The 12,211-nt window shown below is 64.4% G+C and carries 10 protein-coding genes, 3 tRNA genes and 3 pseudogenes; 10 read left to right on the forward strand and 6 right to left on the reverse strand.

Going from position 1 to position 12,211, the window contains the following annotated elements; all coding sequences use genetic code 11:
• Positions 1-2 precede the first annotated feature (2 nt).
• Entirely contained in the window at positions 3-719 is a 717-nt protein-coding gene (locus tag QKY98_RS21270; protein ID WP_223855461.1) for an MlaA family lipoprotein, read from the reverse strand.
• Positions 720-816: 97 nt separating this feature from the next.
• Entirely contained in the window at positions 817-2,127 is a 1,311-nt protein-coding gene (mlaY, locus tag QKY98_RS21275) for a lipid asymmetry maintenance lipase MlaY (RefSeq protein WP_284671545.1), read from the reverse strand.
• 269 nt (positions 2,128-2,396) lie between these two features.
• On the opposite strand from mlaY, the gene QKY98_RS21280 reads away from it, so the two are divergent.
• Positions 2,397-3,242: a glycine betaine ABC transporter substrate-binding protein gene (locus QKY98_RS21280; protein ID WP_502945097.1), complete on the forward strand. Its 846-nt coding sequence runs from the start codon at positions 2,397-2,399 to the stop codon at positions 3,240-3,242.
• Positions 3,243-3,284: 42 nt separating this feature from the next.
• Here QKY98_RS21280 and folD read toward each other — a convergent pair whose 3' ends face one another.
• The gene (gene folD / locus QKY98_RS21285; protein WP_007162183.1) at positions 3,285-4,139 is read right to left on the reverse strand and encodes a bifunctional methylenetetrahydrofolate dehydrogenase/methenyltetrahydrofolate cyclohydrolase FolD; all 855 of its coding nucleotides are present in this window, start codon (positions 4,137-4,139) and stop codon (positions 3,285-3,287) included.
• Positions 4,140-4,386: 247 nt separating this feature from the next.
• On the opposite strand from folD, the gene QKY98_RS21290 reads away from it, so the two are divergent.
• From QKY98_RS21290 to QKY98_RS21300, 3 genes are all read left to right on the forward strand, one after another.
• Positions 4,387-4,463, forward strand: a tRNA-Arg gene (locus tag QKY98_RS21290).
• A gap of 35 nt (positions 4,464-4,498) precedes the next feature.
• Positions 4,499-4,574, forward strand: a tRNA-His gene (locus QKY98_RS21295).
• 51 nt (positions 4,575-4,625) lie between these two features.
• Positions 4,626-4,710: transfer RNA gene (locus QKY98_RS21300), tRNA-Leu, on the forward strand.
• A gap of 95 nt (positions 4,711-4,805) precedes the next feature.
• Here QKY98_RS21300 and QKY98_RS21305 read toward each other — a convergent pair.
• From QKY98_RS21305 to QKY98_RS21315, 3 genes are all read right to left on the reverse strand, one after another.
• On the reverse strand, positions 4,806-4,988 hold the full coding sequence (locus QKY98_RS21305; protein WP_007162184.1) for a hypothetical protein: 183 nt from the start codon (positions 4,986-4,988) through the stop codon (positions 4,806-4,808).
• A 177-nt stretch (positions 4,989-5,165) separates the two neighbouring features.
• Entirely contained in the window at positions 5,166-5,294 is a 129-nt protein-coding gene (locus tag QKY98_RS21310) for a hypothetical protein (protein WP_007162185.1), read from the reverse strand.
• 76 nt (positions 5,295-5,370) lie between these two features.
• On the reverse strand, positions 5,371-5,574 hold the full coding sequence (locus QKY98_RS21315) for a hypothetical protein (protein ID WP_007162186.1): 204 nt from the start codon (positions 5,572-5,574) through the stop codon (positions 5,371-5,373).
• Positions 5,575-5,739: 165 nt separating this feature from the next.
• Between QKY98_RS21315 and QKY98_RS21320 the strand changes: the two genes are divergently transcribed.
• The 6 genes and pseudogenes from QKY98_RS21320 to QKY98_RS24090 form a co-directional block, all read left to right on the forward strand.
• Complete coding sequence (locus QKY98_RS21320) at positions 5,740-6,102, forward strand: hypothetical protein (protein ID WP_007162187.1); 363 nt, start codon at positions 5,740-5,742, stop codon at positions 6,100-6,102.
• Positions 6,103-6,219: 117 nt separating this feature from the next.
• Complete coding sequence (locus tag QKY98_RS21325) at positions 6,220-7,005, forward strand: sulfite exporter TauE/SafE family protein (protein ID WP_027597679.1); 786 nt, start codon at positions 6,220-6,222, stop codon at positions 7,003-7,005.
• Between the two features lie 142 nt (positions 7,006-7,147).
• Positions 7,148-9,016: pseudogene (locus tag QKY98_RS21330) on the forward strand (PAS domain-containing protein); the annotation flags it as partial.
• Positions 9,017-9,175: 159 nt separating this feature from the next.
• A pseudogene (locus tag QKY98_RS24085) lies at positions 9,176-9,622 on the forward strand (methyl-accepting chemotaxis protein); the annotation flags it as partial.
• A complete protein-coding gene (locus tag QKY98_RS21335) occupies positions 9,619-11,088 on the forward strand; it encodes a chemotaxis protein CheW (protein WP_044341325.1) in 1,470 nt (489 codons plus the stop codon). The pseudogene QKY98_RS24085 and the gene QKY98_RS21335, both read left to right, overlap by 4 nt.
• Before the next feature lie 249 nt (positions 11,089-11,337).
• Positions 11,338-12,108, forward strand: a pseudogene (locus QKY98_RS24090) (PAS domain-containing protein); the annotation flags it as partial.
• Positions 12,109-12,211: the final 103 nt, after the last annotated feature.

Below are 12,211 nucleotides of genomic sequence, written 5' to 3' on the forward strand. Positions count from 1 at the left end.
CCTTATTCGGCGATCTGCAGTTCCCGCGCCTTGGTGTAGAAGTAGCGGATCTTCTCGTACTCGAAGGGCGAGTTGAGCTGGCCGTATCTCATGTCGGTCACGTACCTGAGGTTGATGCCGCGCAGCACCATGATCTCCGGATGACGACTGCTCTCGTCGCTGACGTTGAGGAAGTTGATCTGCGCCTCGGCGGCGAAGTCCACCGCCAGGCCACCGGTGTCGCGCAGGTTGGACGGGCCGAGGATCGGCAGCATCAGGAAGGGACCGTCACCCACGCCATAGAAGCCCAGGGTCTGGCCGAAGTCTTCCGGCTGCTTGATCAGCCCGACGCGGGTCGCCGGATCCCACAGGCCGAACACCCCCACGGTGGTGTTGAGCAGCAGCCGGCCGGTGGTGTCCAGGGCGCGGCGGCCCTTGAACTGCAGCAGGCTGTTGAGCAGGTTGTTGACGTCGCCCAGGTTGCTGAAGAAGTTGCTCACGCCCGAGCGGACGAAGCGCGGGGTGATATAGCGATAGCCATTGACCACCGGCAGCAGGACCCACTCGTCCAGCCGATAGTTGAAGTGGTAGACGTGGCGGTTCCAGGATTCGAAGGGGTCGTAGACGTCCAGCGCCACCAGTGACGCCCGTTCGAATTCGCGCTGGTCCAGCCCCGGGTTGTACTTGAGGGTCGACAGCGGATTGCTGAAGCCGTCGGCGCCCACGGGCGCGGCCGGCATGGTGTCCGAGCCGATGGTCAGGGAGGAGGAGGGCGGCGGGCTCGATTCGGCAGCAAATACCGAGGCACTGGCCATCAGGAGAAGAGCGAGCAGGGACTTAACCACGGGCGAAGAACTCCAGCATGGCGTTCGCGTTGACGCGGTAGTTGAGATTGCCGCAATGGCCGCCGTGGGGATAGACGGTCAAGCGATCGCCAAAGGTCTTGCGCAGGAAACCGAGGTCGCCCGGGCCGAGGATGATGTCGTCGGCATTGTGCATGACGCCGATCTTCGGGCTGCTCTTCAGATAGTCTTCCAGCGCGGTGAGGCTGGACTTGCGCGCCAGATCGTCGAGGTTCTGCCCCTTGAAGTTCTTTTGCCAGAACGGCATCACCTGCTCGGTCATGTAGCAGTCGAAATCGCACTGCAGCGAACGGGCGAAGAAGCGCGTCAGGCTGGTGCCCTCGCTGATCGGGTAGGTCGGCGGGGTGATCAGGCCGCGACGGTTGATCAGGTCGGAGGTAAAGGCGATGTCGGCTGCCGAGAAGCGGAAGGACGAGCCGATCAGCATGGCCAGTTCTTCGTTGCTCAGCCGCTCCGGCGAGCGCTGGAAGTCGCGCACCACGGCGTCGTTGAAGTCGACGTAGCCCTTTTCCTGGAAGTAGCGGGTCAGCTTGGACAGGATCAGCTCGTAGAAGGTGCGGTTGTTGGTGACGCCCTTCACCTCGGTCTGCACCAGGCGATCCAGGTTGCGTACCGAGGTAAGCAGATTGACCGGCGGATTGACCATCAGCACCTTCTTGAAATTGAAGCTGCGCTGGCTTTCGTCCAGGTAGGAGACGAAGGCGGCGTCCAGGCCGCCTAGGCTGTAGCCGGTCAGGTAGTAGTCGGTGACGGGCAGCTTGGGATGCTGGGCGCACACCGCCTGCATGGCCCGATAGAGGTCCTCGGCATCGTGCGGGGTGTAGCCCGGGGTGGCGGTGCGCGACACCGACACCATGAAGTCCCAGCTGGTGGGCGAGGACAGCTGCACCACGTGGTAGCCGGCCGCGTAATACAGCCGCTTGAGGTATTCCTGGGTGCTGGAAGAGTAGTTGGCCCCGGTGCCGGCGATCAGGAAGATCAGCGGCGCCGGATGGTCCTGGCGGGCGAGGCGGTAGTGGAATTTCTTCACCGGCCAGAAGTTGCCGGGCAGCTGGTATTCCCGCTCCGGACGCAGGTTGAGACTGTAGTCATCCTGGTCGATGGTGCTTTCGGGCGGCAGCTCGGGGCGGAATTTTTCCGGCGTGGTGACGATGGTGGCTTCGAAAGGATTGACCAGTGGATAGCCATAGGTGGCGGCATCCACTTCGGCGGCCGCGTGCGCGGTACCCCAGAGGCCGGAAAACAGCGCGCCCAGCAGGGCGGCGACGCGCAACGGAAGACGCATGGACAGAGTCCTTTCAGAGGGCTTGAGAGCGTAGGTAAGACAACGACTCGCCGATAGGTTGCATCGGCAAGCGAAGGTTTCTGCGAGGCGTCGATTACAGAGCGGTCGACGGGCTGCGTCAAGCGACATCGGATGTCGCGAAAAGTGCAGCTCTTGTCGCTAACCGGTCGTTATGCGTCGTCCAGGCGGTAGTGGCCATCTTGCATTGCCCGAATGATGGGGGTGGGGCAACCGCCCGACTTCCATAGCGAGAGGACTGCTGCATGAGCATGGTGAAGAAACTGTTGGGACTAGGACTCGGTGTTGCGCTGACCTCGGCCATGAGCCTGGCCCAGGCGGCCAAGCCGGAAATCACCATCGGCTATGTCGATGGCTGGGCCGATAGCGTGGCCACGACCCATACCGCAGCTGAAGTGATCCGCCAGAATCTGGGCTATGAGGTCAAGCTCATGCCGGTCGCCGCCGGCATCATGTGGCAGGGGGTCGCGCGCGGCAAGCTCGACGCCATGCTCTCCGCCTGGTTGCCGGTCACCCACGGCGCCTACTACGAGAAGATGAAGGACCAGGTGGTCGATCTGAACGTCAATACCCCCGATGCCAAGATCGGTCTGATCGTGCCGGAGTACGTCAAGGCCAACAGCATCGCCGATCTGCAGGCGCAGAAGGCCGACTTCGGCGGCCGGATCGTCGGTATCGACGCCGGTGCCGGGGTCATGCTCAAGGCCGACCAGGCGATCAAGGATTACGGCCTGGACTACAAGCTGGTGGCCAGTTCGGGCAGCGGCATGATCGCCGAGCTGACCCGGGCGGAAAAGGACCAGAAGCCGGTCGTGGTGACGGGCTGGGTACCGCACTGGATGTTCGCCAAGTGGAAGCTCAAGTTCCTCGAAGATCCCAAGGGCGTGTTCGGTGGCTCCGAGCATGTGGACACCGTGGCCAACCCGGCCCTGGAAGCCAAGGCCAAGCCGGTCTGGGATTTCCTGAAGAAATTCGCCTGGCAGCCGGGTGAGGTGAACGAGGTGATGCTGGCCGTGGAAGAGGGCAAGAAGCCGGAAGAGGCCGCCAAGGCCTGGATCGCTGCCCATCCGGATCGCGTGAAGTCCTGGCTGCCCTGAGGGTTGGCCGAATGAAGAACGGGCCCCGCGGGGCCCGTTTTGCTAGCTGTGCAGCTGCTCGGCCGCGTACAGCGTGTTCTCCAGCAGGCAGGCCCGCGTCATGGGGCCGACGCCACCCGGGACCGGGGTGATCCAGCTGGCGCGTTCGCAGGCGCTTTCGTATTCGACGTCGCCGACCAGGCGGCCATCGGCCTGACGATTGATGCCGACGTCGATGACGATGGCGCCGGGCTTGATCCATTCACCCTTGACCAGTCCGGGCTTGCCCACGGCAACCACCACCAGGTCGGCCTGGCTGACATGGTGCTCGAGGGAGCGGGTGAACCTGTGGGTCACGGTGGTGGTGCAGCCGGCCAGCAGCAATTCCAGCGCCATGGGGCGGCCGACGATATTGGAGGCGCCGACGACCACCGCATCCAGACCATAGAGGTCGACGCCGGTGCTGTGCAGCAGGGTCATGATGCCCTTGGGCGTGCAGGGGCGCAGCTGGGGATTGCGCTGCGCCAGCCGGCCCAAATTGTAGGGGTGGAAGCCGTCCACGTCCTTGTCGGTGCGGATGCGCTCCAGCAACCCGGTGGCGTCCAGGTGGGCGGGGAGGGGCAGTTGCAGCAGGATGCCGTCGACGCCGGTGTCGTCATTCAGACGATCGATCAGGGCTTCCAGCTCGGCCTGGCTGGTAGTGGCCGGCAGGTCATGGGCATAGGAGTCGAAACCGACCTCTTCGCAGTCCTTGCGCTTGTGCGCCACATAGACGCGCGAGGCGGGATCGTCGCCGACCAGGATGACGGCGAGGCCAGGGGCGCGCAGTCCGGCGCTACGACGTTGAGAGACTCGCTGGGCAATATCCTGGCGCAGGCGGGCGGCAATGGACTTGCCGTCGATCAGTTGGGCGGTCATGGGCGATTTCTGGTGGTGACGGAAAAGGGTCGGCTATTTTCGCATGGACGGGCCCGCTCGCAACAGAGAAGCCTCTGCGGCGGCTAACTCATTCTTCTGCTTAAAAATTTTTAAAAAATTAGTTGACGGACCTGCACGAGCTTTATAACATTCGCCCCGCTTGCCGAGCACAGCCCAAGTCACTGACAAGGGCCAGGCAAGAGGCTTCTCACCAAGGAAGTCTCTGCTAGGGCAGCTGCCGTAACAGGCGCCCGTAGCTCAGCTGGATAGAGCATCCGCCTTCTAAGCGGATGGTCGCAGGTTCGAGTCCTGCCGGGCGCGCCACTGGCGGTTCGGCGACGGCAAGCAGGTAAGATATGGTGGGCGTAGCTCAGTTGGTAGAGCACAGGATTGTGGCTCCTGGTGTCGTGGGTTCGATTCCCATCGTCCACCCCATATTTAGCGAACGCCAGACCTTGTGTCTGGCGTTCGTGTTTCAAGCGTCTCGCGGACGTGGTGGAATTGGTAGACACACCAGATTTAGGTTCTGGCGCCGCAAGGTGTGAGAGTTCGAGTCTCTCCGTCCGCACCAATCAAGATGCACAGCAAAAGACCGGCCCAGTGCCGGTTTTTTTGTGCCCGCGATTTAGCGGGCGGCCAGAGGATCGCAAGCGCCTGCGCCGGACCTCAGTGCAGATGCCGCAGCAGCGGCGCGCAGAGGGCGAAGGCCAGCGAAGTGCCGAACAGCAGGGCCCGGGTCCAGCGTTGCGCGGTGCGCCTGTGGCACACGGGCGGCGGCGAGCCTGCCGTGGCGGACTGATCGATGGCGCTATCGAACAGAGTGATCGAGCGGGTCAATTGGGTTCGCATGATCCGACCTCTTGCCGTATGCACTAATTGTTATTGGCACTTTCAAGATAATGCGCTGGGCGGGTAATGCAAGCTGCCTGGAGAGCCCGGACGAGTGGCGGCGGCGCCGCTGGCCGCGCAGCCGGTCAAGGACGGCCGCGCCTCGGGGCGGATCAGGCGGGAGGTGGCGACCAACGGTCAGTTGAGTGTTGAGGTCAGCAGGAAGAAGGCGCCGCCGAGGGCTCCGCCACTGATCAGGACCAGGCTGATCAAGGCGCCGCCCACGAACTGGGCGATGTCGTCACTGATTTCGTATTCCGCTTTCATGCTGGGCTCCAGAAGGTAGATGCCGCTACAGATAGCAACCGCTCGTTACAGCGCGACGACACCAGTCGCATCAAGGCTAGCTGTTCGCCCAGTTCAGCCAGAGCGTCTGTTCTTCGCTGAGCTGACCCACTTCGCGCAGCGCCTGTTCCAGGTCTTCGCGAACCCGGCGCTTGAGATCGGCGTTGAGATCGACCTGGGCGCTCTCCGCCAGCCGATCGGCGAGCGAGAGATCCGCACTGAGCTGGCGCAGGCGGGGCCCGATGAAATCCTTCTGCTGCATGAGCCGCTCCTATCTCCTGACGCTTCGGAGTGTGGCATGGGGGAGCTTCGACTGAACACAGGTGGGAAAAATATTGTCTGACTTGATTGGTCAAAAGTCGGACTTTCGGCAGCTCATGTCGTTTTCAGGTCCGAGATGTCAGCTTTATAGAGGGAAGAACAGATCATGAGCGGGAATTCGACGCGCAAGTTGCTGGTGCTGACCGCAGGTTTCGGCCTGCTGGTGATCGCCGCGGTGGCCACTACCCATCGCAGCGACTCGACCGGCAGCGAGCCGGCCGTGGTGGCCACCACCACGCCGCCGGTAGCGGCCCATGCACCCACCACGGGTACCCATCCCGTCGCCGACGAACACAAGCAGGATCTCGCGAGCTTCCTGGCCCAGGCGGCCCTGACGCCGTGCGGGTCCACCCTACCAGCGACCATCACCGACCCTGCCTGTCGCGCCGCCATCGAAACCCATGCGCGGCGCGCCGGCTATGGCGACGACGAGGTGGCGGCCTATCTGAATGCCCACCAGGGCCGATGATCCCCTGGTTTAGCGTTTTCGGTTATAAGCAAAGACTCTTTTCATATAGGTCGGCATAACCTGAGTGGTTATCCTGTGCGGCCGCAAGATGAGCCGACAACGGCAATTGGGGCTGTAATGGAAGTAGGGTCGATGGGCTTCGTGGTCGCGGGGCTGGTGGTTGGCTTCATCGTCGGCATGACAGGGGTGGGCGGTGGCTCGCTGATGACGCCCATCCTGCTCTGGTTCGGGATCAATCCGGCCGCAGCGGTGGGGACCGATCTGCTCTATGCCGCTATCACCAAGGCGGGCGGCGTCTTCGTCCACCAGCGCAATAGCAACATCGACTGGAAGGTGACCGGTTGGCTGGCCGCCGGCAGCGTGCCCGCGGCGGCCCTGACGCTGCTCGCCCTGGCCCTGCTACCCGGTGATCAGCAGGCGACCAATACACTGATCAAGCATGCCCTCGGCATCGTGTTGCTGCTGACGGCCCTGGCCATCCTGTTCAAAAAGCAGATCTTCGTCTTTGCCAGCCGCCATGCCGGCGACAGATTCCACCTGAGCGCCGGGCGGCTCAATGCCCTGACGGTCCTGACCGGCGCGGTACTGGGCTTCATGGTGACCCTGACCTCCATCGGCGCGGGTGCCCTGGGTACGGTGGCGCTCTTTCTGCTCTATCCGCTGATGGCGACGCGGCGTCTGGTCGGCACCGAGATCGCCCATGCGGTCCCCCTGACACTGGTGGCAGGGCTGGGACACGCCGGCCTGGGCAATCTGGACTGGCATGTCCTGGGCTTTCTGTTGCTGGGTTCGCTGCCGGGCATCTTCCTGGGCAGTCATCTCTCCGGACGGGTACCGGACGCTGTCCTGCGGCCCTGCCTGGCGGTCATGCTGCTGGTCATAGGCACCAAGCTGGTGGTCTGAACCTAGATGGAAAACTTAAGGTCGTTCATCGGACGACTACTGGCGATCCGCTAGTGCAAAACATCTCTAGGATAGGCGGTATTAAAACTGTTATCGCGATTGCCGATAACCTGATCGCCGAGTCCTTTCCTGGAGCTGTCCCATGTCCTCCGCCACTGCCGAATTCGCCGCTGTTGACGATGCCTCTGCCTATCACGTGCTGCGCCAGGCGCTGGACCGCTCCCTGGCGGTGATCGAATTCGATCTGCAGGGCAATGTGCTGCACGCCAACGACAACTTCCTGGAGACCTTCGGCTATCGTCTCGAGGAGATCAGTGGGCGGCATCACCGGCTGTTCTGCCCGCCCGGGGTAGCGGAAAGCGACGACTATCAGGACTTCTGGGCAACGCTGGGGCGCGGCGAATTCCATAGCGGCGTCTATCGCCGCAGGCACAAGGACGGCAGCCTGAAGTGGATCCGCGCCACCTACAATCCGTTGCTGGATGCGCAAGGGCGCCCGCAGCGCATCATCAAGTTCGCCACCGACATTACCGAGGCGCGCCTGCAGGCGGTCGAGTACGAGGGCAAGATCGAGGCCATCCATCGTTCCCAGGCGGTGATCGAATTCGATCTGCAGGGCAACGTGCTCTGGGCCAACGACAATTTCCTTGGCATGACCGGCTATGCGCTGGACGAGCTGCGCGGGCGTCATCACAGCCTGATGTGCCCGGCCGACTATGCGCGTTCGGCGGAATACGCCCTGCTGTGGAATCGCCTGGGGCAGGGCGTTTTCGATACCGGCGTCTACAAGCGCATCCGCCGCGATGGCCGGCCGATCTGGATCCAGGCCACCTACAACCCCATCCTCGACAGCGACGGTCGGCCCTACAAGGTGGTGAAGTTCGCCACCGATGTCACCGATGCGCAACTGCAGGCCGCGGAGTTCGAAGGCAAGATGGCCGCCATCGATCGTGCCCAGGCGGTGATCGAATTCGATCTGCACGGCAATATCCTGACCGCCAACGAGAATTTCCTGTCGGCCATGGGTTACAGCCTGGACGAGGTGCGCGGCAAGCATCACCGGATCTTCTGCGAACCCGAGCACGCCCGCTCGCCGGGCTATCGGCTGTTCTGGGAGAAGCTCGGCCGCGGCGACTTCGATACCGGGCTGTACAAGAGACGCGCCAGCGACGGCCGCCAGGTGTGGATCCAGGCCACCTACAACCCCATCCTCGATGCCGAGGGCAAGCCGTACAAGGTGGTCAAGTTCGCCAGCGACGTCACCGAGAGTCAGCTGCGCAACAGCGACTACGAAGGCAAGGTGGCGGCCATCGACCGCTCCCAGGCCATCGCCGAATTCTCCCTCGACGGCACGGTAATCACCGCCAACCGCAACTTCCTGCTGGCCCTGGGTTACCAGGCCGATGAAGTGGTGGGCAAGCATCACCGCATCTTCTGTCCCGACGACTATGCCCGTTCCGCGGAGTACCGGCTGTTCTGGGATAAATTGGCGCGGGGCGAATTCGACGCCGGGGTGTACAAGAGACGCAACAGCCGGGGCGAGGAGATCTGGATCCAGGCCACCTACAACCCGATCTTCGACGCCGACGGCAAGCCGTGCAAGGTGGTGAAGTTCGCCGTGGACATCACCGAGAGCCAGATTCGCAACAGCGACTATGCGGGCAAGGTGGCGGCCGTCGACCGCGGCCAGGCGGTGATCGAATTCGACCTGACCGGCAAGATCCTCGAAGCCAACCGCAACTTCCTGGCGACCCTGGGTTATCGCCTGGAAGAGATCCGCGGGCAGCATCACCGCATCTTCTGCGAGGCGGAACACGTCGCCTCCGGCGAATACCGCGAGTTCTGGGCGCGGCTGGCCCAGGGCGAGGTGTTTGGCGGACGCTTCATGCGGCTGAGCAAGTTCGGCCAGCGCATCTGGATCCAGGCCACCTACAACCCCATCTTCGACGCCGACGGTCAGGTGCACAAGGTGGTGAAGTTCGCCACCGATATCACCCGCCAGGTGGAGCTGGAGCAGCACCTGCGGCAGAAGATCGAGCAGATGAATCTCTCGCTGCATGCCCTGACCCGCTCCATCAACCAGATCGCCGAGACCACCGACGACGCCAACCGCATGGCTCGACGCACCCTGGAGGAAGCCGAGCGCGGCTCCCTGACCCTGGGCCGCTCGCTGGATGCCATGGAGGCCATAGGCACCACCGCCGGGGGCATCCAGGACATCGTTCAGGTGATCAGCGACATCGCCAACCAAACCAACATGCTGGCCTTCAACGCCGCCATCGAGGCGGCCCGCGCCGGCGAACACGGACTGGGCTTCTCGGTGGTGGCCGACGAGGTGCGCAAGCTGGCCGAGAAGTCGTCCCAGGCGACCAAGGAGATCAACAAGCTGATCCTGGAGTCGGTCAAGAGCATCGCCCAGGGCAGCGAGATCTCGCGCAGCGTGGGCGAGGCCTTTGGCCTGATCGCCGAAGGGGTGGGCAAGACCCAGCAGTCCATTGAGGCCATCAACGGCTCCACCGCGGCCCAGCTCGAGGATGCGGCGCGGGTCAATCAACTGATCCAGGAGCTGGACGCGGCCACCACGCTCACGCCGGTGACCGGGGGAGCGCGATCGTGACCGCGATCCAGGGCGTCGTGCGGATCGGCGAACTGGAAGTCGCCCTGTCCGCCCAGGCCCTGGAACGCGTGGTGCCCTGGCCGGAGCGCCTGGCCCCTCATCCGAGTCCGGTGCCCTGGCTGCTCGGCCTCTTCGAGCTGGGCGGCCAGCCGCTGCCGCTGGTGGACGGTCATCGCCTGCTGGGGCTGCCGGCGGGCGAGGGCGAGCGGCGGATCGCCGTGATCCGCCAGGGCGGTGGACGCTTCGGCCTGGCCATCGATGGCGTGGTGGATCTCCTCGGTCTGGCGGATGACGTCATCGTACGGTTGCATGGGGCGCCTGGACGCCTGCTGGGGCGGGTGTACCTGCGCCCGGACAGCGGTCGGCTGGTGCACCTGCTGGACCTAGACGCCCTGGCCGCCTTGCCGGGCTTCGAGGTCAGTGCCGACGTGCCGTCGACGCGGCAGCAGGTTGCCCGCGGCAAGGAAGGGGAGCGCCTCTATCTGCTGTTCGAGTGCGACGGGCGCCGCCTGTGCCTGGACGCGGCGGTGGTGCAGGAGCTGGTGGATCGACCGCAACTGACCCCCAGCGAATTCGCCAGCGACAGCTGTCGCCACCAGGTGCAGCTGCGGGGCCAGGCCCTGCCGGTGCTGGAGCTGTCTGAGCTGCTCGGCCTGGCCACGCCGGCGAACGGTCACCATGAGCAGCTGCTGGTGCTGGCGGCGGGCGACCAGGGTCAGTATCGGGTCGCCTTCGGCTTCCAGCGGCTGCTCGGCATGTGGCGCCGGGATCCGGCGCAATGCGCGCCACTGCTGGGCTTTGGCCTGGAGCAGCCGGGGCTGTTGCGTGGGGTATTCAGCGCCGCTGATGGCGAGGCGGCGATCGTGATCGATCACCTGGCCCTGGGGTGCCAGGAGGCGGCGGTCGCCTATGCGCGGATCTATCGCACCGATCGCGACCTGTTGCGCGAAGAGCGCCGCCAGGTGCGACGTCAGCCGTGCCTGACCTTTCTCGCCGAACTGCTGTTCGCCGTACCGCTGGAGCAGGTGGCCGAGGTCCTGCCGCTGCCGGCGCACTTCCTGCGCCTCGGTCAGCGGGATCCGCGGCTGCTGGGGGTGATGGAGGTCCGCGGCCAGCAGATCACCCTGGTGTGCCTGCGCACCCTCGCCGGCGCGGTGGCGGTCGCGCCCGGCCCCGGCGATCAGGTGATCGTGGTGGAGGGGCAGCGCCAGCGCCTGGGCTTCGTGGTGCAGCGGGCGGAAGCCATCGAGGCCTTTACCGAATTGCGCGCCGATGCCCTGGCGCGCAGCTGGCAACTGCCCGGGGAGGGCGGCGCGGTGCCGGCGCAGCGGGCGCAGAGCTGGGTAGGGGTAGGGGCTCCGGGCAACAGTCGCCAGGCGACCCTGATCGACCTCGGCGCCCTGGCGCGGCGCTTGGAAGGCCAGCCACGCCAGACCCTGCCGGAGCCCTTGGCCGCGGCGATCTGACCTACCGCCTGTCGCTTCGCTGAGCGGTCGGGTAACGGATCGCCGGCACTCTGGTCCGGCGCTGCCGGACGTCATCATCGAAGCGGCAGCGGCAGGCTAGAGCCGCTCGGGTTTTCCCTCCAATGTCAGGCCGGGCGCGCGATCGGCGCTGTTGTTGCCGGCTCGGGAGTCAGGCGTTCATCAGCACCCGGTCAAGAAATCCCGCGGCGCGTCGAACCAGAGAAAGACACAACTTTCCTGGGTGATCCCATGTTCAACGCCGCACTCAAACGTCGCATCGCCGATCTCGAAGCCGAACTGTCCGAGCACCGCCAGGTGAGCGCGGCCTTCCATCAGGATTCGCTGCATCTGCTGCTGGACGCCCAAGGCCGGATCGAGGATTTCAACGAGAACTTCGCGCTCTGCCTGGGCTACGCCCCCGGCAGTCTGACCGGGCGCAATCTGGACGACATCATTCCGGACTACGTGAAGAAGCTGGTCTGCTACGGCGACCTGAAACGCAGCTTCAGCGAAGGCCGCCAGGCCAGTGGCATCTATCGACTGCTGCGCGGAACGGGCGGCGTCGCCTGGCTCTATGCGATCTGGACGCCAGTGCGCGATAGCCAGGGCCAGGTCAAGCAGATCCGCTGCTATGCCTATGACCGTACCGAGCAGGTGGAGACCTCCACCGAACACTCGGGCATCATCAATGCGCTGCTGAGATCCACCGCGGTGATCGAATTCAACCTGTCCGGCGAGGTGCTGACCGCCAACGAGCGCTTCCTGCAGGGCATGGGCTATTCGCTGGCGCAGATCGTCGGCAAGCACCACCGGATGTTCTGCAGCCGTGAAGAGGCTGAGTCGGCCGACTATCGCGCCTTCTGGGAACGGCTCAATCGCGGCGACTACGTGGCCAGCCGCTTCAAGCGCATCGACAGCCATGGCCGTACCGTCTGGCTGGAAGCCTCATACAACCCGGTACTCAACACCCGTGGCGAGCTGTACAAGGTCATCAAGTTCGCCACCGTCATCACCGATCAGGTGGAACAGGAACTGGCGGTGGCCGAGGCCGCGCGGGTCGCCTTCGACATCTCCCAGACCACCGACGAAAGCGCCCGCCAGGGCGCGGCGGTGGTGCAGGACA

Source organism: Pseudomonas sp. HR1 (assembly GCF_030175875.1).
In the GTDB taxonomy this organism is placed as follows: Bacteria; Pseudomonadota; Gammaproteobacteria; order Pseudomonadales; family Pseudomonadaceae; genus Chryseomonas; species Chryseomonas oryzihabitans.